Origin of the sequence: Desulforapulum autotrophicum HRM2 (genome assembly GCF_000020365.1) — a bacterium.
GTDB lineage: Bacteria > Desulfobacterota > Desulfobacteria > Desulfobacterales > Desulfobacteraceae > Desulforapulum > Desulforapulum autotrophicum.
The window spans coordinates 2,601,108-2,627,127 of the sequence record NC_012108.1; the positions used below are offsets into that span (position 1 = coordinate 2,601,108).

Annotated in this window: 20 protein-coding genes; 15 read left to right on the forward strand and 5 right to left on the reverse strand. The window is 49.4% G+C overall.

Features of this window, described 5'->3' with window-relative positions; translation table 11 throughout:
* Positions 1–2: 2 nt before the first annotated feature.
* Positions 3–812, reverse strand: coding sequence for a mechanosensitive ion channel family protein (locus HRM2_RS11345; protein WP_015904149.1), 810 nt, complete (start codon positions 810–812; stop codon positions 3–5).
* Between the two features lie 163 nt (positions 813–975).
* Between HRM2_RS11345 and HRM2_RS11350 the strand changes: the two genes are divergently transcribed.
* The 6 genes from HRM2_RS11350 to HRM2_RS11375 all read left to right on the forward strand — a co-directional run bounded on the left by HRM2_RS11350 (position 976) and on the right by HRM2_RS11375 (position 9,019).
* Positions 976–1,353: a YajD family HNH nuclease gene (locus HRM2_RS11350; protein WP_015904150.1), complete on the forward strand. Its 378-nt coding sequence runs from the start codon at positions 976–978 to the stop codon at positions 1,351–1,353.
* A gap of 52 nt (positions 1,354–1,405) precedes the next feature.
* A complete protein-coding gene (locus HRM2_RS11355) occupies positions 1,406–3,412 on the forward strand; it encodes an HDOD domain-containing protein (protein WP_015904151.1) in 2,007 nt (668 codons plus the stop codon).
* A gap of 26 nt (positions 3,413–3,438) precedes the next feature.
* On the forward strand, positions 3,439–3,735 hold the full coding sequence (locus tag HRM2_RS11360) for an MTH1187 family thiamine-binding protein (RefSeq protein WP_015904152.1): 297 nt from the start codon (positions 3,439–3,441) through the stop codon (positions 3,733–3,735).
* A complete protein-coding gene (locus HRM2_RS11365) occupies positions 3,736–6,249 on the forward strand; it encodes a cation:proton antiporter domain-containing protein (protein WP_015904153.1) in 2,514 nt (837 codons plus the stop codon).
* On the forward strand, positions 6,246–6,704 hold the full coding sequence (gene dtd, locus HRM2_RS11370) for a D-aminoacyl-tRNA deacylase (RefSeq protein WP_041273218.1): 459 nt from the start codon (positions 6,246–6,248) through the stop codon (positions 6,702–6,704). Before HRM2_RS11365 ends, dtd begins: the two co-directional genes overlap by 4 nt.
* Positions 6,705–6,766: 62 nt before the next feature.
* Positions 6,767–9,019, forward strand: coding sequence for an inorganic phosphate transporter (locus HRM2_RS11375; protein WP_015904155.1), 2,253 nt, complete (start codon positions 6,767–6,769; stop codon positions 9,017–9,019).
* A 32-nt stretch (positions 9,020–9,051) separates the two neighbouring features.
* Here the strand turns inward: HRM2_RS11375 and HRM2_RS11380 are convergent, their stop codons facing one another.
* Complete coding sequence (locus tag HRM2_RS11380) at positions 9,052–10,611, reverse strand: 4Fe-4S binding protein (RefSeq protein ID WP_015904156.1); 1,560 nt, start codon at positions 10,609–10,611, stop codon at positions 9,052–9,054.
* The gene (locus HRM2_RS11385) at positions 10,608–11,543 is read right to left on the reverse strand and encodes a DUF362 domain-containing protein (protein WP_015904157.1); all 936 of its coding nucleotides are present in this window, start codon (positions 11,541–11,543) and stop codon (positions 10,608–10,610) included. Before HRM2_RS11385 ends, HRM2_RS11380 begins: the two co-directional genes overlap by 4 nt.
* 229 nt (positions 11,544–11,772) lie before the next feature.
* Here HRM2_RS11385 and ppsA point away from each other — a divergent pair, with 229 nt between their 5' ends.
* Positions 11,773–14,199: a phosphoenolpyruvate synthase gene (gene ppsA / locus HRM2_RS11390; protein WP_015904158.1), complete on the forward strand. Its 2,427-nt coding sequence runs from the start codon at positions 11,773–11,775 to the stop codon at positions 14,197–14,199.
* A gap of 24 nt (positions 14,200–14,223) precedes the next feature.
* Here ppsA and HRM2_RS11395 read toward each other — a convergent pair whose 3' ends face one another.
* The gene (locus HRM2_RS11395; protein WP_015904159.1) at positions 14,224–14,766 is read right to left on the reverse strand and encodes a DUF2058 domain-containing protein; all 543 of its coding nucleotides are present in this window, start codon (positions 14,764–14,766) and stop codon (positions 14,224–14,226) included.
* Positions 14,767–15,095: 329 nt separating this feature from the next.
* On the opposite strand from HRM2_RS11395, the gene HRM2_RS11405 reads away from it, so the two are divergent.
* The 8 genes from HRM2_RS11405 to rfbB all read left to right on the forward strand — a co-directional run bounded on the left by HRM2_RS11405 (position 15,096) and on the right by rfbB (position 23,054).
* The gene (locus tag HRM2_RS11405) at positions 15,096–16,340 is read left to right on the forward strand and encodes an acyl-CoA dehydrogenase family protein (RefSeq protein ID WP_015904160.1); all 1,245 of its coding nucleotides are present in this window, start codon (positions 15,096–15,098) and stop codon (positions 16,338–16,340) included.
* Positions 16,341–16,380: 40 nt separating this feature from the next.
* The gene (locus HRM2_RS11410; protein WP_015904161.1) at positions 16,381–16,719 is read left to right on the forward strand and encodes a hypothetical protein; all 339 of its coding nucleotides are present in this window, start codon (positions 16,381–16,383) and stop codon (positions 16,717–16,719) included.
* A 192-nt stretch (positions 16,720–16,911) separates the two neighbouring features.
* A complete protein-coding gene (locus HRM2_RS11415) occupies positions 16,912–17,658 on the forward strand; it encodes a glutamine ABC transporter substrate-binding protein (protein ID WP_015904162.1) in 747 nt (248 codons plus the stop codon).
* Between the two features lie 83 nt (positions 17,659–17,741).
* Positions 17,742–18,413, forward strand: coding sequence for an amino acid ABC transporter permease (locus HRM2_RS11420; protein WP_015904163.1), 672 nt, complete (start codon positions 17,742–17,744; stop codon positions 18,411–18,413).
* Positions 18,414–18,440: 27 nt separating this feature from the next.
* Positions 18,441–19,169 carry an amino acid ABC transporter ATP-binding protein gene (locus HRM2_RS11425; protein WP_041273898.1) on the forward strand — a complete coding sequence of 243 codons (729 nt, stop codon included), beginning with the start codon at positions 18,441–18,443 and terminating at the stop codon, positions 19,167–19,169.
* A 1-nt stretch (position 19,170) separates the two neighbouring features.
* Positions 19,171–20,328, forward strand: coding sequence for a hypothetical protein (locus HRM2_RS11430; protein ID WP_015904165.1), 1,158 nt, complete (start codon positions 19,171–19,173; stop codon positions 20,326–20,328).
* A 9-nt stretch (positions 20,329–20,337) separates the two neighbouring features.
* On the forward strand, positions 20,338–22,005 hold the full coding sequence (locus HRM2_RS11435; RefSeq protein ID WP_015904166.1) for an AAA family ATPase: 1,668 nt from the start codon (positions 20,338–20,340) through the stop codon (positions 22,003–22,005).
* The gene (gene rfbB / locus HRM2_RS11440; protein ID WP_015904167.1) at positions 22,002–23,054 is read left to right on the forward strand and encodes a dTDP-glucose 4,6-dehydratase; all 1,053 of its coding nucleotides are present in this window, start codon (positions 22,002–22,004) and stop codon (positions 23,052–23,054) included. The genes HRM2_RS11435 and rfbB overlap by 4 nt, the downstream gene beginning before the upstream one ends.
* A gap of 203 nt (positions 23,055–23,257) precedes the next feature.
* Here the strand turns inward: rfbB and ppdK are convergent, their stop codons facing one another.
* On the reverse strand, positions 23,258–25,969 hold the full coding sequence (gene ppdK, locus HRM2_RS11445; protein WP_015904168.1) for a pyruvate, phosphate dikinase: 2,712 nt from the start codon (positions 25,967–25,969) through the stop codon (positions 23,258–23,260).
* Positions 25,970–26,020 lie beyond the last annotated feature (51 nt).

The following is a 26,020-nucleotide window of genomic DNA, read 5'->3' on the forward strand; positions in this document are numbered from 1 at the left end:
TCTTATTTATGCTCGTACAAATGAACATCCCTTTGGGGATATGGGATGCTGATGCCATTGGCATCAAAGGCCTTTTTGATGTTTTCCGTCAGGGCACAGTAGACATTCCAGTAGTCTGCAGCGTTTACCCAGGGCCTGACCACAAAATTGACACTGCTGTCGGCAAGTTCGGTCAGGGCGATCTGGGGAGCTGGATCTTTTAATATACGATCTTCCTGGGCCAGAACATCCGCCATGATCTGTTTGGCCTTGTCAATGTCATCGTCATAGCCGATTCCCATGACCAGGTCCACCCTGCGGGTTCCCTTGACCGTCCAGTTTACGATATTGCCCTCGGTGAGCTTGGCGTTTGGAATGATAACGGTTTTATTGTCCGGGGTTTTCAGGATGGTGGTGAAAATGGATATTTCCTCAACCGTTCCGGCAACACCGCCGCCTTCGATGAAATCGCCAATGGTGAACGGACGAAAGATGATCATCAAAAAACCTGCTGCAAAATTAGACAGCGATCCCTGGAGGGCAAGGCCGATGGCAAGACCTGCGGCACCAACTACGGCTATGAATGAAGTTGTCTGGATGCCGAGTTGCCCCAGAGCTGCAATAATGACAAAGACCAGCAGGGCAATATAGGTGAGGCTTCCTGTGAAGTTGATGATGGTGGGATCAATTTTACTTCGGCCCATGATACGTTTAACAACGTTTGTGAGTAGTTTCGCAATAATCCGTCCAAAAAATAGAATCAGCAGTGCAACGATGGCCTTGATTCCATAAATGGTTGTAAGTTCCCATACCTTTTGCAGGATTGCTTCCATTGTTTATCTCCTCGATTTAAATTAAAGGGCAGTGAAAGGATCATGAATGTAAAACAACTCTATCAGGCCTGGGGTTAAAAAATCAACCCTTTAAAACTGAATGATCTTGTGCTATCAATTTAAACAATTTGTTTCACCCCATAACAAAAGGAGACAGGCCCCCATGGCCTTAAATAAAAATACGAGGACCTATGCGAACGTTACACAGGCAAACAAACTCCAGCAGGAGCGGGAGAATACATATCGAGAGCGGGCACTCAAACTTTTTCCCTGGATCTGCGCCCATTGCGGCCGGGAATTTGAGGGCAAGCGACTGCGGGAACTGACCGTTCACCACAAGGACCATAATCATGACAACAACCCTCCTGACGGCAGTAACTGGGAGTTGTTGTGCATTTACTGCCATGACAATGAACACTCCCGGGGGGAGGTGGCAGATGCCTATGATACCGTAACGGCCGGCGATACATCGGATTCAGAGAATGATTTTGTTGATAATCCCTTTGCCGGACTTTCCGATCGCCTGAAACCTAAAGTTTAGGTGAAAGGGAAATAGCATTTCCAGCACTGGACTCTTTGATAATAAGGTCATTATGATGGATAGCGGACCCAGACTGCCCCTTGAATCAGATGTTAAACGGGTGTTAACCCTTGATTTTAAAGAAATTCCTACTCTTTCACCTGTGCTGGCCAGGCTGTTGGAAATTTTCAGCAACGAGAATGCCTCCATGGAAGCGCTCTCCCAGGTTGTCCATACGGATCCGGGTCTCTCAGCCCGGGTTCTTGGCCTTGTCAATTCTGCCATGTATGGTTTGACACACCCGGTAACCAATCTTTCTGAAGCCGTTGTTTACCTTGGGGTTGATGGGGTGAAACGGCTTGCCCTGGGCATCACTGTTTTTGAAAAAATAGTTAAATCCGGACGACAAAAACAGTTTGACCGGCTCTTTTTCTGGCGGCACTGTCTTAGCGTGGCCACCCTGGCCATGGCTATTGCCGAGCAAACCCAGTCGGTTAATCCGGGAGAGGCCTATGCCTGTGGGCTTTTGCACGATTTCGGAAAGATTTTTTTCGATCTCCAGGGGTGCGTCAATTATGGAGACTTCATCGCTACGCTGGCAAAATCCACCAACCCCATGATCACGGATGAGAGGGAACTCATGGGTATGGGACATGACGATCTGGGTGCCTATTGCGCGTCCCAATGGAATCTGCCTCGAACCCTGTTACTGACAATAAAATATCACCATCAACGGTATGCACACCTGGACCTTTCCCGGGAAGAATCCCAGCTGATCGCCATTGTTTCCCTTGCCAATTTTCTGTCCTGGACCCAGGGTATGGGGTCTGTGGATATTGTCCGACCGCCCCTGCTTCAGCCTGAAGTTGAAGAAAACATCGATCTTGATGGGATTGATGTGATAAAAGTCATAGGTCGCATGGACAGGGAAATGAGAAATATATCAAAATTCTACAATTTTGTTTTTCCTTCTCCAAGCCAGTTACGGGCAAATCTGCTCCTTGCAAATCTCAAGCTTTGCAGCATCAATACACGGTACTATTATCAGGATCATGGGCATTCCAACACAGCTGAAAACACAGTTGATATGTCACAAATTAGACAGAGCCTCACTGCCCCCCACAAGAGCCTTGACCCCCGGGAAATCATCAAGGGAACACTAGAGGCCATTTACAAGGATTTCAAGTTCAACCGGCTTTATGTGATGTGTGTTGTTAAACGCACCAGATGCCTCAAGGTGGTTGAGTCTCTGGACACATCCGGTACGAAAATGAACCTTAGATCAATTGAAATCCCCCTTCACAGGGGCGCAGGCGGATTTATTCACTGCCTGAGAAGTCAGGAACCTGTGATTATCCGGGGCAGGACAATGGATGAAAGAAGGACCCTTGAACAATTTAAAATAGATGAAATGGTTATCGTTCCTTTTTACAGTCACAACAGGGTGCTCGGGATCCTTGGCATGGACAATATTGTTTCAAAAAAACCCATCCTCCCGGATGTGTTTTCCGCAATTGCCATTGTTGCCAATGAGCTTGGCATGGCCATGGAAAATGCAGGGGCCTATAAAGACGCAAAAAAGGCATCACTCAGGGATGGTCTTACCGGTCTTTTGAACCGAATTGCCATTGATGGGCTTTTGGAAAAAGCCTTCCGGGGGGCTGTGGAAGGGAAAAACGACCTTTCCCTGGTGATGATCGATGTGGATTTTTTTAAAAAATTCAACGATAATTTCGGGCACCAGTCAGGTGATTCCATCCTTAAACTGATCGCCAACACATTAAAAAAACTTTCCAGACCCTTTGACCATGTGGGTCGGTACGGCGGTGAGGAATTTATCGTCGTCCTCACCAATACCGGATTATCACAGGCCATTGTCTATGCTGAAAGAATCCGCAGGGAAATAGAGCACCTGGGAGTACTCCTGGTCAATCGGTTTCCAGGTCTTGCCCTTACTGTGAGTGCTGGTGTCAGCGGGTATGAAAAAAATGTTAAAAACCGGGAGGTCCTCATTGCAAAGGCAGACAAGGCATTGTACCAGGCTAAGGAGACCGGGAGAAACAAGGTCGTTGTCGGATAGTTTCATAAAAAACAAAGGAGCTAAAAATGAAGGTAATCATCGATCTTTGTGTGGTGCCCCTGGGAGTGGGGGTCTCAGTTTCCAAATATGTTGCCGCCTGCCATGAAATCATCAATCAGGCCGGGCTAAAATCAGAGCTCCATGCCTATGGTACCAACATTGAGGGGGAGTGGGACCAGGTATTCGGTGTGGTAAAAACCTGCCATGAACGAATTCATGAAATGGGCGCGCCCAGGATAACCACCACCATCAAGGCTGGTACCCGGATTGACCGGGATCAGACCATGGCCGACAAGGTGGCCAGCGTACGGGAAAAGGTGTAGTTGGATATTCTTATCTTCGGGGCATGCTTTGCCATCGTTGCCGCAGCATCAAAACAGATCGGACAGCAACTGGTTAAAACCGGGCTGCCCCTGATCAGTGGATTTTTGTTCACCGGTATTGTGGCAGGTCCCCATGTGCTTGACATTATTTCCAGTCAAGCGTGTGTGAACCTGCGGTTTGTGGATGAGTTCTCCCTGGGATACATTGCCTTTGCTGCAGGCGGCGAGCTCTACCTGAAAGAGCTGAAAAACAGGGTTAAAACCATTGCATGGATGACCATTTGCCTTGTTGGAACTACCTTTCTCCTGACTAGCCTGACCACTTTTTTCCTTGCCGACTGGATCCCATTCATGGCATCCATGCCCATGGCGGCAAGGATCGGAGTCTCGGTTCTTGCCGGTGCCATCATGGTTGCGCGCTCTCCCTCGTCGGCCATTGCCGTTGTCAACGAATTAAGGGCCAGGGGGGCGTTTACCCAGACCGTTCTTGGGGTGACCATTATCATGGATGTGGTGGTCATCGTTCTGTTTGCCGCCAATACTTCTGTTGCAGACGCGCTGTTCTCCGGGGTGGATCTCAGATTCGGCTTTGTCCTTCTTCTGGTTGCGGAAATAGGGGCCTCCATTGTTATGGGATACCTTGTCTTTCAGTCGCTTGTGGCTGTGATGAAACTTCCGGTTCAAAAGGCCGTAAAGGCTGTTTTTATCTTGACCACGGGGTATCTGGTCTTCTGGTTGACCTTTGCGTTTCGCAGGTTTGTCCATGACGCCCTGGGTCTTGACGTGCTCCTTGAACCTTTGCTCACCTGCATGGTGGCGGGATTTCTTGTGTCAAACCATTCACGGTTCAAAAACGAATTTTCAAAAATTCTTTTGGACGTTGGTCCGCCTATTTATATTGCCTTCTTCACCCTGACCGGTGCATCCCTGTCACTGGATGTCCTGGTTTCAACCTGGCCCATTGCCGTGGCGCTTTTTTTTGCACGGGGAATTGCCATTTTTGCCGGTTCGTTCATGGGCGGATCTTTTGCAAAGAATCCGTTGAAGAACAACCTGGTCAGCGGCATGGCCTTCATTACCCAGGCAGGGGTGGGTCTTGGGCTTGCAAAGGCGGTGGTTGTTGAATTTCCCGGCTGGGGCGACGCCTTTGCCACCATCATGATTTCTGTCATCATATTAAATCAGATCATTGGCCCCATTGCCTTTAAAGCCGCCATTAAACTGATGAACGAAGATCGTCCAAAGGCCATGGCAGAGGTGTTTGAGGACGCAAGGGATGCAATAATTTTCGGCACCGACGGCCAGGCCGTTGCCCTGGCCATGTCCCTGTCAGCCAAGGGGTGGCAGGTGAAAATTATGGCCCCTGTAACAGCAGTTGAAGATAAGAACAACACCATTGATAAAAACCCGGATATTCAGGTGGTAAGGCTTGGGGGGTTGACCCTTGCCGAGCTTGAACGAAATAATTGTCATCGGGTGGGAGCCATTGTGGCCATGCTGACAGATGAAGAAAATTATACCATCTGTGAAATCGCCTACGAACATTTCGGCACCCAGACGATCATTGCCAGATTGGGCGACCGGAACAATTTTCATCGTTTTCAGCGCCTGGATGTTTTGATTGTGGATCCGTCAACGGCCATTGTAAATCTTCTGGACCATTTTGTGCGATCTCCTGCCGCGGCATCCCTTTTCATGGGCATGGACACGGATCGGAAAATTATGGACGTTGTCCTTCGCAACCCGGACCTTTTTGGCCTGGCGCTCCGGGATTTGCGCCTGCCATTTGACACCGTTATCATGTCGGTTCGAAGACGTGGGGTATTGTTCATCCCCCACGATTACACACGCCTTGAGGCAGGAGATCTTGTAACCCTGGTCGGGTCTGTAACCTCCCTGGCGGAGGTTGTCCTGCGATTTGATGTCAATCGCAAGGAGGCCCTGGTTCAAATGGTTGAAAAGGCTGCTGCAACTGAGTTGACCCAAAACCCTGTCAAGGCGGAAGTAAAGGAAATCATTGCCCGTAAACCTTCCGCCCAGAAAGACCGGTTTGACCGTGTTGTTGAACAAAGCACGGTTCTGGATATCAAGGAACCCATGGACCAGGAGGCGTTTTTCCAGGCGGTTGCCAGGGCCATGGCCCCTTCGTTAAACGTTTCTGCTCAAAGTTTAAAGCAGATGTTGATCAAAAGGGAAGAACAGGTTACAACAGTTCTGGCGCCAGGCCTTGCCGTTCCCCATATTATCATTGAGGGCCGGGAAAAATTTTCCATCCTGCTTGCCCGGTCCAGACGGGGGATTGAATTCGTAAAATCCCAGCCCCTGGTCCATGCGGCCTTTGTACTTGTGGGATCAAAGGATCAACGAAATTTTCATCTTCGGGCTTTGTCGGCAATCGCCCAGATTGTCATGGATCCCAGGTTTGAAAGAAAATGGATGCGGGCAAAAACCACGAGTGGCTTAAGAAAGGTAATCATGTACGCAAATCGAAAGCGGGGGAAAGAGGACGCATGAAGGCAGTGATTCAGCGGGTGAGCCGGGCCGAAGTCCGGGTTGATGATAAAATAACTGGTACCATAGGCGCAGGAATTGTCGTGCTTCTGGGAGTAGGACAAGACGATACCGCAACGGATGCGGAAAAACTGTGCGCCAAGATTGCCGGTCTCAGGATCTTTGAGGATGCCCGGGGAAGGATGAACCTGTCGCTCATGGAGATCAACGGCGAAATCCTTGTGGTCTCCCAGTTCACCCTCATGGCAGACTGCTCCAGGGGAAGACGCCCCTCGTTTGTCAAGGCAGCCCCGCCGGACCGGGCTGAAATCCTTTACGATCACTTTGTCGAAACCTGCCGCTGCCTTGGCATCCCCACGGCAACCGGCCGGTTTCGTACCGTGATGGAGGTGAGCCTCACAAACTCGGGACCCGTGACCTTGATGCTTGATTCAAGGGGAAAAAAAGATAAGGAATAGAACCATATCCGCCCTGGGGCGGCTTGTTCATATTGTTGGTTCAATGTTAAAGGGGAAATATTATGGGACTTGAATTTTATTATTTGATTGTGGCCCTGCTGATATTGTTTGCCATGCTTGACCTGGTGGTTGGCGTCACAAATGATGCTGTTAATTTTTTGAATTCATCCATCGGTTCCAAGGCGGCACCGTTTTTTGTGATCATGATCATTGCAAGCCTTGGCATACTTGCCGGGGTTACCTTTTCAGGGGGTATGATGGAGGTGGCAAGAAAGGGAATTTTCCATCCTCAGTTTTTTACCATGCCCGAACTGTTAACGATCTTTCTGGCTGTCATGATCACGGATATCCTGTTGCTCGACCTTTTCAACACCCATGGCCTGCCCACATCGACCACGGTCTCCATCGTGTTTGAACTCCTCGGTGCTGCAGTTGCCCTGTCCACCATAAAAATCATCTCTTCAACCGACACCACCATGGTGTTATGGGATTATATCAACACGGCCAAGGCCATGGCCATTGTGGGTGGCATCCTTTTATCCATTGTGATCGCTTTTTTCTCTGGTGCTGTAATGCAGTTTCTGTCCCGCCTGCTTTTCACCTTTGATTACCAGGAGAGATTAAAGAAATATGGAGCGCTCTGGGGGGGCATGGCCATGACCGCCATCACCTTTTTCATTCTGGTCAAAGGAGCCAAAGGAGCTACTTTCATGGATGCCCAGGCCGTGGCCTGGATAAAGGGGCATTCTGCGGTTATCATGGCAGCCATCTTTACCGTGTCTGCCGTGGCGTTCCAGGTCCTGATCGTTTTTTTCAAGGTCAACATTTTAAAACCCATTGTTCTCGTGGGAACCTTTGCCCTTGCCATGGCATTTGCCGCCAATGACCTGGTCAATTTCATAGGCGTTCCCCTTGCCGGGCTCAACGCCTTTCAGACGGCCCTGGCAGCTGGCAATCCCCTGACCGTCACCATGGGTGCCCTGGCTCACAAGGTCCATTCCCAGACCCATATCATGCTTGCGGCCGGTACGATCATGGTGTCCACCCTGTGGCTGTCCAAAAAGGCCCGAACGGTCACTGAAACAGAGATCGGCCTGGGCAAGCAGGATGAAGGCACGGAAAAATTCGAATCTGTCTGGCTCTCCAGGAGAATCGTAAATATGTTTGATTCCGTGTTTGGCACATTAAGCAACTTCACGCCTGCACCGATCAGGCAAATGATCGATCGTCGCTTTGTTCCAATGCAGGTAAACCAGAGAACCTCAAGGGCAGAACAACCCTCGTTTGATCTGGTTCGCGCTTCAGTCAACCTCATGGTGGCAAGCGCCGTGGTTTCGTTTGCCACATCCTTGAAACTACCCCTGTCCACCACCTATGTGACCTTCATGGTCGCCATGGGAAGCAGCTTTTCAGACCGGGCATGGGGCCGGGAAAGTGCCGTGTACCGGGTGACCGGTGTCCTGACCGTGATCAGCGGATGGTTCATGACAGCCTTCATCGCCTTTATCGTTGCCTTTATCTTTGCCAATATTCTCTACTATCTGAAAATTCCGGGATTTTTCCTTCTTTTTGCCTCTTCTGGTTTCCTGATCTGGAAAAATCACCAGAAGCATAAAGGACAGGAAAAGGACAAGCAGGAGATGACCATCTATACCCTGCACAATGTGAAGGATTTCCAGGATTCGGTTTCCCAGACTTTTGATCACCTGGCATTTCTGCTCAAAGGAATCAGGGAATCCTTTGATGTGGCCTTTGACGCACTCTTTGCCGAAGATCTGTATGCGCTCAGGCATGAACGGATGCGGATCAAGTATTTCCAGGACAGTGCGAATATCATTGTCGCAAATATCTTCAAAGTGCTGCGACTTCTGACCAAAGAAGACAAGGGAGTGTCCTACAATTACTATCAGATCATCCGAAGGCTTCAAAAACTCACGGACGGTCTCAGGGATACGATTATCCGGTCCAGCATGCACGTCAGCAATCGCCACACCGGTTTGCTGGACGAGCAGATCCTGGAACTCAAAGAGATCAAAAAAGTATTTCTCAACATTTTTCTGCTGGTGGAGATCGCGTTTCGGGACAAACGCATTGCAGACTGCCAGGGGGTGGTGGAGCAGTATTATTATCTCAAGGAACTGGTGGATGACTATAACGAAAACCAGATTGGACGAATCCGGGATGATTCTTCAAAAACACGGCTGAGCATCCTTTTTTATGCCATCAGCGGAAATTGTGTCATGATGGCCAAACAGAATATAAAACTGCTGGAAATCTTCAATGAATCCTTTAAACTCAACCAGAACTGCTCATGAGAACTGCCCGTGTTTAACCTAAAACTTTTGGGTTAAAACGGAAACGCGTCGTTTTCACCCATGACCTTTTCTGGCAAATCCCCTGTCTGTTTTTGAAAAAACGGGGGACCCGATTGTTCGTGGGCCGCCAGGGCCACCACATGGATGGCCTTGGGCAAGACCGGGCATACCTGCTGGCAGGCGCCGCATCCAATGCAGGCGTCCGGGGCAAGTCTTGGATGGTGGACGTTGTTCTCCTTGATCGTATAAACCGCATGGGTGGGGCACACCTCTGCACACGCCCCGCAGTCACGTTTGTGGGTGTAGACCAGGCATTGGTTCTTTTCAAACACCACATGACCGATGCGGGTCCGCTGTTTTACACCAAGGGCGAGGGGGACAATGGCACCCGATGGACAGACCTGGGTGCAGGCGTTGCAGGTGTATGCGCAGCGGCTGCGGTTGAAATCAAGGCCTGGCTGAATAATTCCAGCCAGGCCAAAGTTGTTGATTCCCGGCAGAATCACCCGTTCAGGGCAGACTGCAACGCAGGCAAGACAGGCCGTGCAGGTGGCCGAAAAATGGTCAATGCCCAGGGCGCCAGGTGGAATTACGGGCAATGGGGTGGCAACGGTCTGTCTGACGATTGCAGTGGCTGGCTTTCGCAACAACAGGGCCAGGCCACCTGCTGCAACCAGGGTCAGGAAATGTCGTCTGTGGGGCAGGGCTGCCCGGGTTGCGGTTCCAGAGGTCGGTGCATGGGGCAGGTATTGGATTGCCTGTTCAGGACAGACGTCCATGCAGTCAAAGCAGGCCACGCACCTTGATCCGTCAATCTCGCCCAGGGACGGATGGATGCAGGCCGCCCGGCAGACCCGTTGGCACTTTGCACAACCATTACACCGCGTTTTGTCAATGGAGAACCGAAACAAAGCTTTCCTGGAGAAGAGGCTGAAAAAAGCGCCCACAGGGCAAAGGGTATTGCAGTAAAGTCTGCCGTGGAAAAAGGCCATGGTAGTCACCAGGATCAGCCAGACATAGGCCAGCATGAAGAGGGGCCAGGAAAGGGTATGGGACGGGGACGGTGAGAGGAGGTAGGGGCGAAAGGTTTCGGTTACGGCCACCATGAGATTGTTGATGGAAGCGCCTGCGGGCACAAGTAAAAGGGTGCAGAACCTGCCAAAGATCGACAACGGATCAAACAGGTTAACCATGATAAGCGATCCTGGGATCAGCACAAGGAGGGTCAGGATCAGAACCCCATACCATAAAAAGGGATAACCGTTACTGGTTCTGCCCTGCATGGCTGATCGTTTTCTGCCGCTCCTGCGGGCAAGAAAGCGTACCAGGTCCTGGAAAATGCCAAGGGGGCAGATCACGGCGCAGTAGATCCTGCCAAAGGCAAGACTGACAAGGACAAGGAACGAAAGCACGATAATCCCGGAAATGCCGCCGGACAAGGCCCGTGTGAGGGCAGGGAAAAATTGAATCCGACCCAGGGTTTTTCCCACCCATTTTGTTATACCCGGATCATGATTCATGAAGAACAACAAAAACAAGACCAGGGTAAGGGCAGCGGTAAAGGCCCGGACAGTTCCGCGTTTGATCCTCATCCCTTGAGGTCGATCTTCTGGATATTAAGGGTCGAAAGATCCATGGTTCCGATACCTGCCCTGTGGGCATACAGGATGTGATTTATTTTTTCGGGTTCCAGACCAAAAATCCGGGCACCGGCAGCATCAATGGCAACGATATCCGTTGACAGTAAAAGGGTTTTACGGATCACCACATCATCCCTGCCGGCCCGGCTCGGACCGTTGCGCAGGGTGATTCTGTAGCCGTCCATGACGTTGAGATCAGGTTTTCTTGCATGGCAGAAGTCTGCAATACATTGGTGCAGTCCCTTCCAATGGTAGGTCCCCCGGTTCCAAACCACACCCATCTGGTTTTTCATGGCAAGACTCAGGCCCGATGAACTGTGGTGTTTGAGCACAGGCACATTGATATATACGTCTGATGCCAGGACAAGCTCATGGACCCGGGTGGATGTGAGGGTGGTACCGTTGGGAATGTCGATGGCCTGGAAATATCGTTCATGATCCCCCGGGACAATGACGGCTCCGGCTGATTTCGCGGCTGATTCAATCCCGCTGGCCACATAGCAGCGTCGACCGTTCTCGACGCTATGATCAAATACATGGACCTTTTTGGCCCCAGCGTCCACACAATGGGCCACAATGCGTTGAATCAGTTCTGGATTGGTGTTGGCACCGGATTCAGGTGGTCGGTTCCACCCGATATTGGGTTTAATCACAACGGTCTGGTTGGGCTTTACAAAGCGCCTGATGCCGCCGGCAAGGCCAATGGCCGCATCGAACATGGCTGCGGGTTCGCCGTTTTTTACGGCCACAAGGTCTGGGGGCAGTTGGGGATTCATTGCCCCCCAAAGGGCGTCAATGCCGGAAAACATCATGGTACCTGCGGCAGCGGTTGACAGGGCGGCACTTTTCTTTAAAAAGGTTCTTCGAGTCTCCAGTTTTTCCATGGGGCCTCCTTGAACTTGGGCGTTGTTAGTTCGTTAAATTATATACTATTATATGGCTTCATCTTTCCACCTTTTTAATCGTGCATGGAAAAAATCACCAAAATCGTAAAATCGTTGTTCGAGAATTTTTTTTAATATCCTTTACAAAAAGTTAATTCATATCTATAGAATTTAAGGAAAGGGATGACTGAAAAATCCCAACCTATGAAGGTGGAAGAGGAGATGAATCATGGATAAAAAAGAACCATTTGTCCTGTGGTTTGACCAATTAGAAATCGCGGATGTTCCCCTTGTCGGCGGGAAAAATGCAAGTCTTGGCGAGATGTACCAGTATCTGACACCCAAGGGTGTGAAATTACCCAATGGATTTGCCGTCACAGCCCATGCCTATCACTATTTCCTCGGCAAGGCAGGAATCAAGGATCAGATCCGGCAGACCCTGGATGGGTTGAACACCTATGATATGGACGATCTGGCCTTTCGCGGAAAAAAAGTAAGGGAGATGATCCTCAAGGCCGTCCTTCCCCTGGAACTTGAAACCGCCATCACCGATGCCTACGACATCCTGTGCAATCAGTATGGTGAAGATACCGATGTTGCGGTTCGATCGTCTGCAACGGCCGAAGACCTTCCGGACGCATCCTTTGCCGGTCAGCAGGAAACCTACCTCAATATCTGCGGCCACGATCAACTTCTGGATGCCTGCAGGCGGTGTTTTGCCTCTCTTTTTACGAACCGGGCCATTTCCTATCGACAGGATAAACATTATGACCATTATTCCATTGGCCTCTCCATTGGCATTCAGAAAATGGTTCGATCGGACATGGCCTCTTCGGGCGTGATGTTCTCAATTGATACTGAATCTGGATTCAAGGATGCCGTTTTCATCACCAGCGCCTATGGCCTGGGGGAAAACGTGGTCCAGGGTGCCGTTAATCCTGATGAATTTTACGTGTTTAAACCGACCTTGAAACTGGGAAAAAAACCGATCATCTATCGAAAGGTCGGAGAAAAAAAAATCAAGATGATCTATTCAACTGACGGCAGTAAAAATCTGGTCAAGAACGTCATGGTGGATCTCAACGAGCGAATGAAATTGAGCATCACCGATGACGAGGTTTTATCCCTTGCCCGCTGGGCCTGCATTATTGAAGACCACTACTCTGAAAAAGCGGGTTTTCTGAAACCCATGGACATGGAATGGGCCAAGGACGGCAAGACTGGTGAACTGTTCATTGTTCAGGCAAGACCTGAAACAGTCCACTCCCAGAAAGATCAGAATACCCTTCAACAATATGTATTAAAACAAGAGGGCAGGGTGCTGGCCACGGGCCAGAGCGTAGGCGAACTCATCGGTGCGGGAAAGGTACATGTAATCAAGGATGTCCATGACATCAGCAGGTTCAATCCAGGCGAGGTGCTGGTTACTGACATGACGGACCCGGACTGGGAGCCCATTATGAAAATCGCATCCGCCATTGTGACCAACCGGGGGGGCAGAACCTGCCATGCAGCCATCATCTCCCGGGAACTCAATATTCCCTGCGTGGTCGGGTGCCACGATGCCACCCAGCAACTCGTTCCCGGTCAGGCGGTCACTGTGGTATGCAGCAAGGGGGATGTGGGCTATGTCTATGACGGCGAACTCAGGTTCGAGATCCTGAAGACAGACCTTGCATCTATCCCGAAAACAAAGACAAAAATAATGATGAACATTGCATCCCCGGAGCAGGCGTTCAATCAAAGCTTTATTCCCAATGACGGCGTTGGCCTGGCAAGGGAAGAATTTATCATCAGCAGCTATATCAAAATTCATCCCAAGGCATTGCTCTACTTTGATCAGGTTGAGGACAGTGCAATCAGGGAAAAAATTGAAACCATCACCCACGGGTATACGGACAAACGACAGTTTTTCATTGATAAACTTGCCGAAGGTGCCGGCATGATCGCGGCAGCTTTTTATCCCAAGAAAGTGATCCTTCGCCTGTCTGATTTTAAATCCAATGAATATGCGAACCTCATTGGTGGACGACAGTTTGAACCGGTTGAAAAAAACCCCATGATCGGCTGGCGCGGTGCGTCACGATATTATGATCCCAACTACAGGGAGGCCTTTGGCCTTGAATGTCTTGGCATAAAAAAAGTCCGTGAAGAAATGGGGTTCGACAACCTCCAGGTGATGATTCCATTTCCCAGGACCGTTGACGAGGCAAAGAAAGTAATCAATGTCATGGCTGACTATGGTCTCAAACAGGGCAAGGACGGGCTTGAGGTGATCGGCATGTGTGAAATTCCGGCAAATGTGATCCTGGCCGATGAGTTCCTGGATGTGTTTGACGGGTTTTCCATCGGCACCAACGATCTGACCCAGTTGATTCTGGGCGTTGACCGGGACAGTGAACTTGTCTCCAACATCTATGATGAGCGCAACCCTGCGGTCAAGAAAATGGTCAAGAGCGTGATTGAAATTGCCAACAAACGAGGCAAGTACATTGGTATCTGTGGCCAGGCGCCCAGCGATTACCCGGAATTTGCCGAGTTTGTGGTTGAGTGTGGCATTCAGACCATGAGCCTTACGCCGGACACCCTTATCAAGACGACCCTGGCAATTGCAAAACTTGAAAAAAAATTAGGAATAAGTCCGGGAAGCGTCTGATAAATCAGTTACGGGGTTATTTTTTCAAAGATCCAATGGTTCCGATTGGGGGTCGGGGTCCTGGGGTGGGGCGTCATTAAAAAACACCAGGGGCTTTCGATCCCGGTCGGCTATCTGACGGGCGGCACTCTCGGGTATGATCTCGAATCTGCCGTCAAGGTTGGCAATGGCCATTCGGCCATGGGTGAGATCGTTGGAAATTTTTTCGGAAAGAAACATTTTTTTTACTTTCTTTCCCACGACAAAGTAAAAGGGTGCGTCGTCATCACGCTCTTTCAGGGTTATCCGGTTGGTCTTGATCAGCTGTTTTATCTGAGCCATGGTTTCGCGCCTCTTTTTTTCTTCATTACGCAGGCGGTTTAGCTCACGGTTTCGCTCTTCATAGGCCAATCGTTCTTCCCGGGTGACGCTGTCTTCCACAGGGGCTGCTTGCCTTGTTTTTTGACCTTTAGTTTTTTGCCCCTTAGTCTTCTGGCTGGTGATGCGCTTATCATGCTTGGCCTTATTGACCTGCTTTTTGTCCACAAGTCCTGCCTTGAGAAGCTGCTCCCTTAACGAGTTGCCCATTTCATTACCCCGTATGCATATCAAACAGTGACAGCAGAAGTGTCTGCCGCCGCAAGGTTTTAAAAATTCATTGTCTTCCCCTGACCTGGGTTCCATATATCATCTTATGGTTTCAAATTTCTACCCCTATCACCATTTTTTTAAAATAATTCCCCTTGTCCAAGAAATTATTTTCAGTTTCACGAAGAATCCAAATTGTCATGATCTGGTGGCGTCCCCCTGGATGGAGTTTGCAATTTTTAGTTGATTGTGTGAAAGTTGAAGTGCTATTAGTTGTGTGTTCTCCTCTGATAACTGGTACTTTACTGAAAAGGAAAAGGACGATAGCCATGTTTGACTACCTTTTAAACAATGAACAGATAACACTGCGGGATCAGGCCCGTGACTTTGTGAAATCCATCCCCAGAAAAATGATCCTGGACATGGATGCTGACAAGATCCAATTCCCCAGGGAATTTTTGCAGGAGGCGGGAAGGCTGAATCTCATGGGGTGCCGTTATCCTGAAAAATGGGGAGGCAGGGGCATGGACTGGGTCTCCACCTGCATGGTCATGGAAGAGATTGGCGTGTTGGGGTACATTTTTGCCTGCACCTTTGGGGTGGGGGCCGAACTTGTGTGTGACGCCATCATTCTCCACGGTACGGACGACCAGAAGGAACGATATGTCAAACCGTTGCTCAAGGGTGAAATCTTTGCCGCCGAATGCCTGACCGAACCCAGGGGAGGGTCGGATTTTTTCGGTACCACCACCACGGCCCGGGACATGGGAGACCACTTTCTTCTCAACGGTCAGAAACGATTCATTGTGGGAGGGGAGGGTGCAGACTATTTTTTGGTTTATGCCAGGACTGATACTGATGTTGAGCCCCGTAACGGTATTTCCTGCTTTATCGTGGACAGACAAGAGGGCGTTGAAACCCAATACCTGTACGGACTCATGGGTTGCCGGGGGGGCGGGGCTGCCCGCATGGTTTTCAAGGATGTAAAGGTACCCAGGTATAACCTTGTTGGAGAACTCAACCAGGGCGTTAAAATCTTCAACACCATGATGATCCCGGAGCGCCTGGGTACGGCTGCCATGACCATTGGTGCTGCAGCACCGGCCGTGGATGTGGCAACCGGTTACACCTCAAAGAGAAAGGCCTTTGGCAAGCCTGTGGCAGCGTTCCAGGGTGTCTCTTTCCAGGTGGCTGAGGCAGTCACCCTGCTGGATGCCGCCCGGGCCATGATCTATACCACGGCCCGGGCCGTTGATGGAAAAATCTATGAAAAAAAGATTCGCAGGCTGGTCTCCCAGTCTAAGAAATTCGTCACCGAATCCTGTCAAAAGGCAGTTCACAATGCCATGCAGGTCATGGGCGGTATCGGATACACCAATATCTACCCTGTGGAGCGGATTTTTAGGGATCTTCGTCTGGCCTCCATCTGGACTGGGACCAACGAGGTCATGTCCATGATCATTGCCAATGAATGGTACAAGGAGTACTGGCTAAAGAAAAAGAGTGGAAAAATTCGCAATATGGATGAAGATGCAGCCGAGGCCCATGCCGTTGATGAAAAAATTTTTGAGTAACCCCCTTTTCTTGTTTTGATTTTACTAAAGGAGAAAGAATATGCCCATCAATACGCTTCTGGATGTAAAGGGAAAATTTGAAATTCAAACCTATTATTCAAGACCCAAAGAGATAGACCGGCACAACCACATTCCCTTTTCCGGTTCTCCCCGAAAGCACCCCTTTGAGAAGGATAAAATCATACTGGTTGCTGATCCGTTTACTGCCAACACCTTTTATTATGAATTCAAAATAAAGGATATCGGCTTTGCCGAAGAGTTGGCCAATATAACCAATATTGACGGGGATTCCGTAGCCATGACCCGGATCTGGGTAAAAAAAAAGAGTGTGTCAATTCGGTGTACCCCCTTTATCGTGGACACCATTGAGAGTGTTTGATCAGGGAGACTGCAAGTGGAACGGGTAAGCTCTGCCGTTGCCGGCTGATATAACCTGTTTCATGGCGGCCTGTTTAAAATCTTGACAGGGGTAGGGGATCATACTAAAAATAGAGATTTACTCTCCCTTAAACCCCTTGCCCTGATCGGTGGGAGGGAGCATTACTTTATATTTTACACCCAGGAGGTTTCCATGAAAAAACAGACGGCTTTTGTTCTCACCCTGATGATGATCTGCTGCTTTGCAGCCACCGGCTTTGCCAAGAATATTACCGTGGCAACGGACACTAATTTTCCTCCCTTTGAATTCAAAGACCCTAAAACGGGTCACCACACGGGTTTTGACGTGGAACTGTGGAACGCTATTGCCCAGGACATGGGGATTGAGTATGACCTTCAGCCCATGGATTTCAACGGTATTATTCCCGGGTTGCAGTCTGGACAGCTTGATGCCGGTATTGCAGGAATCACCATCAAACCGGAACGGGCCAAGGTGGTGGATTTCTCCGATCCCTATTACAACGCAGGACTTTTGCTCCTGGTCAAGGCTGACCGGACAGACATTACAAAAGTTGAGGACCTTGAGGGCAAAGTTGTTGCCACTAAACTCGGCACCACCAGCGACGATTTTTTAAAGAAAAACGCAAAGGCAAAGGAGATCAAACTCTATCCCAACAATGACGCCATGTTCATGGAGCTTATGATGGGCGGTGCAGATGCTGTGATGTTTGATTCTCCCGTCATTGCCAATTATGTGCGAGAGGTGGGCAAGGACAGGGTAAAGGTGGTGGGTCCCCTTTACATGGGACAATCCTATGGCATTGGTTTTCCTAAAGGCAGTCCCCTTGTGGACAAGGTTAACAAATCCCTTAAAAAACTCAAAGATAATGGTGACTATCGTACGCTCTATCTCAAGTGGTTTAACACCGAGCCCAAATAGATTTATAACAATCATGGGCAGTGGAGGGACCTTTCAGATGGATGATGCCTCTTCTGCCCAGATCTGTTTAACAAGGAGTCAACATGGGCTTTCACTTTGACTGGCCTGTTTTTTTTGAGACCATTCCCATGCTCATGCGGGGATTGAAGTTTACCATCATCATCGCCCTTGGGGGGCTTGGAGCGGGTTTTTTCCTCGGAGCCTTGTTCGGATTGCTCAAGCTTGCCCGCCACGCCGTTCCAAGAATACTGGCCATTGTCTACATTGAATCCATCCGGGGAACTCCCATGCTGGTCCAGGCCATGTTTCTATACTATGGCGTGCCCATGGCCATGGGACTGAGAATCCCTCCCATAACGGCAGGCATCATTATCATTGCCGTTAATTCCGGGGCCTATATCGCCGAGATTGTCCGGGGATCGGTGCAGTCCATAGATCCTGGACAGACGGAAGCCGGGCGATCCATCGGACTCACCCGTTCCCAGACCATGGCCTACATCATCTGGCCCCAGGCATTCAAACGCATGATTCCCCCCCTTGGCAACCAGTTCATTATCAGCCTCAAAGATACCTCCCTTTTGATGGTCATTGGCGTTGGTGAGCTTTTAAGGACCGGTCAGGAGATCGTTGCGGTCAGCTTCAAAGCCTTTGAAGTCTATCTTTCCGTGGCCGTGGTTTATCTTGCCATGACCCTTTCCATTGCCCGGGGGCTTCGCATACTCGAACACCACCTTGAAATGAAAACAAAACGGTAATCAGCCGGAAAAGACAAGCAGATGGAAATGATTAAAATTGAAAATCTTCATAAAAGCTATGCTAAGCTTGAGGTTATCAAGGGGATTGATCTGACGATTAAATCAGGTGAAGTGGTGTGTATCATTGGACCTTCAGGGTCTGGAAAGTCAACGGTACTTCGCTGCATCAACCGACTTGAAACCCCCACTTCCGGCCGCATCATTGTTGATGGAAAGGATATCATGGATCCTTCAACGGACATTAACCATGTCCGGACCGAAGCGGGAATGGTCTTCCAGCAGTTTAACCTTTTTCCCCACATGACTGTTCTGGACAACGTGATCCTGGGCCCCCTCAAGGTTAGAAAAATTGCTCGTAACAATGCCGAATCCCTGGGTCTTTCCCTGCTCGAAAAGGTGGGCCTGGCGGACAAGGCAAAAAATTATCCAGAGCAGCTCTCTGGGGGTCAGAAACAGCGGGTGGCCATCGCAAGGGCCCTTTCCCTGAAACCCAAGGTGATCCTCTTTGACGAGCCCACTTCAGCCCTTGATCCTGAGCTTGTGGGTGAGGTTCTGGAAGTAATGAAAAAACTTGCCGCAGAAGGCATGACCATGGTTGTGGTAACCCATGAGATGGGGTTTGCAAGGGATGTGGCCGATCGGGTGATCTTCATCGACCAGGGTGTGATCCAGGAAGAAAACTCGCCCAGGGAATTTTTTTCAAGCCCCAAGAATCCACGACTCAGGGATTTTCTGGGCAAGGTGGCTGAGCATTAGCATGAAATATTTCCCCCTGAAAACAGCATTGTTTTGTATCCTGTTTACGCCGCTTTTATATACGGCTGTTCTGGGAGGGCTTGAGTCGTTTCTGGGGCCGGTATACCAGCAAAAGGTTGAAAATCGTCTGGTTGGCGACTCCAGCGTTTTGCTGGATGGAACGATTCGAATTCAAGATGCTGTGGGGCAAAATATTCACACCCTGCTGGCTAAAGATTTTTTAATCAATTTTTTTGATTTTGATGTGGATATCCTAGTGACGGGCAAAGGGGGTGTGGTCCTTTTTCCACTGTTTGAGCCTCCTGAAATCGGGGACAATGGGGGACGGTATACCTGGGATGCTGCTGTGGTTGCCAGGCAAAACTATGAACTCCTGGACAAGGGATTAAACGTAAAGATCACCGTCCGGATAGACCACGGCACGTTGGGGGCGAATCTTATTCTGGGAACCCTGATTGTCTTTTCTTTGTTGTTTTTTTATCTTTTCTATAAAAGGGGAACGGCAAAAGCCCTGTCTGACGATTGGGAAAAGGGTCTTCAGATGGAAAAGCTCAAGGCTGATGAAAAAGCGTTTAAACAGATTCTTAAGGACCTTGAAAAAGAGAGGCGTGAACTGGTTGAAAGTCTGAAATTCTTGACAGCTTCGCGCCAGGAGGAGCAAAAAAAAGCCAGCATTACCGAAGACGATATGTTTGATGAGATTGTTTCCCTGGAAAAAAAACTTCAGGAAAATACCAAGCTTCAACGTGAAAAAGAGCTGGAAATTTCTGAATTAAGGGAAAAAGTTGATAAACAGGAGCGTAGAAAAGGAACCTCGTCAAAGCGTCATTCCTTTGAGTTATCTAAAAAACGATTTGCCGTGCTGTATAAAAACCTGGACTTCACCCGAAGGGCATTAACCAGCATTTTTGAACTCAGTGATGACATGCAGTTAAAGGCGGAAGAACTCATCCACCAACTCAATGAGGATATGACAAAGGTCATTGTAAAGCGAAAGGTTTTTGCCGGTAAAAAAAACAAAACCCCTTCTTTTGAGGTTCTTTTCGGTTATAACGGCAGGCTTTATTTTCGAACAAATGAACATAACAGGTGTGAAATACTCGTGGTTGGAACAAAAAACAGCCAGGACAGGGACATGGAATTCCTCCATAATCTTTAAAAGGATAAAATGTATCGGTCTTTTTATAATTTAAAATTAAAACCGTTTCAGATCAGTTCGGATCCGGCTTTTTTGTGGCTTGGGGAAAAGCATAAAGAGGCCCTTGCAACATTACGCTACGGAATTCTGGACAATAAAGGGTTTCTCTTGTTAACAGGAGATGTGGGTACGGGCAAAACCACTCTGATTAACACCCTCATCGGCTCCCTTGGCGATGATGTAATCTGTACTGCTGTCCCTGATCCCAACCTTGAAAAGATTGATTTTTACAACTTTGTTGCAAGCGGATTTGGCGCTCAAAGTATGGTTAAATCCAAAGGTGAGTTTCTTTTCTGGCTGACCCGGTTCCTCCACACAGCCCACGACGCGGACAAGAAGGTGCTCCTCATCATTGACGAAGCCCAGCTTTTGACCCAGGACCTCCTTGAGGAGGTTCGCCTGTTGTCCAATGTGGAGCTTGCGGAAACAAAGCTGTTGAATATTTTTTTTGTGGGTCAGAATGAATTTAATGAAATCCTTGCAAAACCCATTAACAGGGCCGTCAGGCAGCGCCTGACCCTTAATTACAATATTGAGGCCCTGGGGCTTGAGGAAACTGCAGGATATATTGAATTCAGGCTTAAGGTTGCAGGTACAGAAGAGGCCCTGTTTACACCCGGGGCTATCCGGGAGATTTATGCACAATCCCAGGGGTTTCCCCGGCGGATTAACGTATTGTGCGACCATGCTCTCTTAACGGGGTATGTCCAGGATCATCGTCTTATCGATGAGCGCATCATCATTGAGTGTGCCCGCGAACTCGATATCCCTGTGCCAAAGAAACACCCCTCCCCGGTTGCACCGGGGGGCATTGTTCAATCCCAGGCAAACGCATCAGAGAATCACCAGACAGGTGCAAATTTCCTGAAAGAAAGACAAAAAGGCAGGTCCTGGGCCTACCTTGTTTTTATTTTTATCGGGCTTCTTGTTCTAGCCGGGGCCATGCTCTTTTCTGATCAAATTCAAATCTTTTTTGTCCGTGGAAATCATTATCTGACTGGTACCAAGGCTGGGGCTATAGACCACTCCATAGCTCAACCCGCCACAGAACTTGATGCCACTTCCATCACCCGGCCTGTTCCCCAGCCAATTGTCCAGGATAACGATATCCTAAATTTTGACTTAGCTTCTCAAGGAGAAGATGAACCCGTTGCCCATGCTCAGACGGATCCCTCTCTTGAACAAGCAACTGATCTTTTCGCCAGAACTTCTCCAGAACCCACGGTCGAACAATTTCTCATTCCCCCTTTGTCAAATTTGTCCGAACCGGGATTCACACCTTCGACACAGTTACAGCCCCTGGAAAGAAAAGTGGTGGTGCGTTTTGGCTATAACAACAATGATTTCACGGATCAGGCACTGAAAGACTTGACAAAATTTGCCGGATCGCTTGTGGCCCATCCCGGGGCAAAAGTTTCTGTCAAGGGCTACACCGATGCCAATGGGAATCAGACCTACAATATAAAATTATCAGAATTCAGGGCAAACATTGTGAAAAGTTTCCTCCTTGGCAGGGGGGCCAGGTTAGACCAGATTAAAACCCAGGGAATGGGAAGTGAGAATCCCATTGCAACCAATGACACTGCACAGGGGAGAATGATGAACAGAAGGGTTGAAATAGAGGTGATTTCCAAATGAAAAACGTTCTTGTAACCGGGGGCTGTGGCTTCATCGGTTCAAATTTTATCCGCTATCTTCTTGGGGATACCGATTTTTCCGGCAGGGTCATCAATGTTGACAAACTGACCTATGCTGGCAATCCTGCAAGCCTTGAAGACGTTGCTGTCAAATATCCGGATCGTTATATCTTTGAAAAACTGGATATCTGTGATGCCCAGGGCATTCAGCAGGTTTTTGAACGGTATGCCGTTGACACGGTATGTCATTTTGCCGCCGAATCCCACGTGGACCGTTCCATTGCCTCTCCCGAGGTGTTTGTGGATACCAATATCAAGGGAACCTTTACCCTGCTTGAAGCCTCCAGGGTTCAACAAGGATTTTCCAGGTTTCACCACGTCAGCACGGATGAGGTGTATGGCAGCCTGGGCAAGTCAGGTTACTTTGTTGAAACCACATCTTATGCCCCTTCAAGCCCCTATTCTGCCTCTAAGGCGGCATCCGACCACCTGGTCAGGGCCTATTGCCATACCTATGGCCTTGACGTGACCATTTCAAACTGTTCGAACAACTATGGCCCGTTCCAGTTTCCGGAAAAGCTCATTCCATTGATGATCCTCAACGCCCTTGGGGGAAAACCGCTGCCCATATACGGAGACGGCAGTAATATCAGGGACTGGCTCTATGTTCGGGACCACTGCCGTGCCATTTGGATGATCATGGAACGGGGGAGATCAGGAGAAACCTACAATGTGGGCGGGGAATGCGAGGTTGAGAACCGGCAGATTGTTTATCGTATCTGTGACTTGGTTGACAGAACAGGGCTGGCTGAACATGCCCGCGGATCGTCAAGGGATCTGGTTTGTTTTATCAAGGACAGACCTGGCCATGACTTCAGGTATGCCATTGACTGTACAAAGCTCAAAAACGAACTTGGCTGGAGACCTGAAGAGTCCTTTGAAACGGGTATGGAAAAAAGTGTTGCCTGGTATCTGGATCACCTGGACTGGGTCAGAAGGATTCAATCGGGTGAATACCTTGAATGGATAAAGACCCATTATAACGGTTAAGTGGGATCATTACAGGTAGGATTTTTGATGCGGCAAGCTGTCCTGTTAAGGACCGCAAATTTTATAACTTGAACGAAATTGTTTGCCTTTTGGCCCATCTACAGTAAAACTTCAAAGGCCCAATAAACCTGCTATTGAGCTTTTAATGCGCCTTGTAGATGAACCAAAATTTAATCCTGTTTCTGTTCAACCTAAAAGTAGTTCTAAGCCTCTTTGATGGCGGCCTGGGCTGCAGCAAGCCTTGCAATGGGAACCCGGTAGGGCGAACAGCTGACATAGGTGAGTCCGGCCCTGTGGCAGAATTCAACAGAGGCGGGATCTCCCCCGTGCTCCCCGCAGATGCCAAGCTTGATGTCCGGCCGGGTCTTTTGGCCAAGGGCAACGGAAATTTCAATGAGTCGTCCAACGGCATCCTGGTCCAGGGTTTCAAAGGGATCGGCGTCTAGTATGGCGTTGTCAATGTAGTCGTTCATAAACGATCCAATATCGTCCCGGCTGAACCCGAAGGTCATCTGGGTGAGATCATTGGTGCCGAATGAAAAGAACTCGGCATGCTCTGCCATGCGGTCCGCCTTAAGTGCTGCCCTGGGAATTTCGATCATGGTGCCAAATTGGTGGGGTATGGCTGTAATCTTGTATTTTTCCAAGGTCTCCTGGTACACCTTTTCTGAAATATTTTTCACGAACAGGAGTTCTTTTTCATTGCAGGTTACCGGGACCATGATTTCCGGGAGGGGATTTTTCCCCTGAATGATCAGCTCGGCCGAAGCTTCAAAGATCGCCCTGATCTGCATGGCACTGATTTCAGGATATGTGATACCGAGTCTGACGCCCCTGTGACCCATCATGGGATTTGACTCGGTCAAGTCAAGGCTTCGTTTCTTGATCTCGTCAATGTCAATGCAGAGTTCCCGGGACAGCTCTTCCTGATTCTCCAGGGACTGGGGCACAAACTCGTGGAGGGGAGGGTCGAGCAGACGCAGGGTGACGGGTTTTTCGTCCATGACCGCAAGGGTGGCCTGAATCTCTTGTTTGACAAAGGGAAACAGTTCGTCAAGTGCCCGCCGGCGTTCATCAATGGATTTACTGAGGATCATTTTTCTCAACAGAAACAAGGGCCTTGCTGAGTCTGCCCCATAGAACATATGCTCAGTCCTGAACAGCCCGATGCCTTCGGCGCCAAACTCCAGGGCCCGGGCCGCATCTTCCGGGGTGTCGGCATTGGTTCTTACCTTTAAGCGCCGGTAGCGGTCGGCAACATTCATGAACGCCTTGAACCTGGAGTTCTCCGTTGCCTTTTTCATCATCAGTTCTCCCTCATACACAAGGCCCCTTGTGCCGTTCAGGGTCAGTACATCTCCCTCGTTAAAAACCTTTGAACCGATAACGAGTTTGCGTTGTTCAGGGTTGATTTTAAAGGCTGCGGCACCGACGATGCAGCATTTGCCCCAGCCCCTTGCCACAAGGGCCGCATGGCTTGTCATGCCGCCCCTTGCAGTGAGAATGCCTACGGCTGCCCGCATACCCTCGATATCTTCGGGGTTGGTTTCATCCCGGACAAGGAGCACTTTTTTTCCGGTCCTTGCCCACCGGACTGCATCTTCGGAGGTGAATACAATCTGGCCGATGGCACCGCCAGGACCTGCCGGAAGTCCTTCTGCAAGGGGGGTTGTCTTTTTTTCAGCCTCGGGATCCACAACAGGGTGGAGCATCTCATCGAGCTGTTTGGGGTTGAGCCGCGTGACCATGGTGATCTCATCGATTATACCTTCGTCAAACATATCCATGGCCATGTTGAGTGCGGCCGTTCCCGTTCGTTTACCTACCCGGCACTGGAGCATGTAAAGGGTGCCCTGCTGGATTGTGAACTCTATGTCCTGCATATCAGAGTAGTGGTGCTCAAGCGTGGTTCTGATCTGTGCAAGTTCCTGGTAAATCCCAGGCATGGCTTCCTCAAGGGAGGGAAGATGGCGGTTGTGGGAGGATTTTGTCGTATTGTTCAGGGGGTTGGGGGTTCTGATGCCTGCCACCACGTCTTCACCCTGGGCGTTGGGCAACCATTCGCCATAGAAGTTGTTGTCCCCGGTGGCAGGATCCCGGCTAAATGCAACCCCGGTTGCGGACTTGTCGCCCATGTTGCCAAATACCATGCTCTGGACATTGACGGCCGTGCCCCAATCGTCGGGGATATGCTCGATGCGTCGGTAGGAAAGGGCTCTTTTACCGTTCCAGCTTTTAAAAACGGCTCCAATAGATCCCATGAGTTGATCCCTGGGGTTGTCTGGAAATTCCGATCCAAGGGTTTCTTTGATTTTTCGTTTGAACCGTTCACACAGGGTCTTCATCTCCAGGGCGCTGATGTCCGTGTCTGTTTCATAGTTGAGATCATTCTTGAGCTCGTTCATGATGATTTCAAGGTGAATCCGGATGCCCATACCGTCCCTGGGTTCGATACCTTCGGCCTTTTCCATGACAACATCTGAATACATCATGATTAGCCTGCGGTAGGCATCATAGACAAACCACTCATTGCCCGTATTTTTGATCAGTCCCGGGATGGTGGTTGAGCAGAGCCCCACGTTTAAAACAGTCTCCATCATGCCAGGCATGGAACTTCTTGCGCCGGAACGGCAGGAAACCAGTAACGGATTATCTGGATCTCCAAATTTCATTTTCATGGAGCGTTCGATTTTTGCCATGGCAGTATCGATTTCAGCATAAAGGGACTGGGGCAGTTGTTTGCCTGATTTGAAATAATCGGTACAGCACTCGGTTGAAATTGTAAACCCGGCAGGTACAGGAAGGCCAAGCTTTGCCATTTCAGCAAGGTTTGCCCCCTTGCCCCCTAAAAGGTCCTTTTTTGAAGCGTCTCCGTCTGCCTTACCGTCACCAAAGCCATAGATATATATGCTCATTATTCTCCCCAAATTATAGTTATGGATGATAGGTTGATTTAATTTCATACT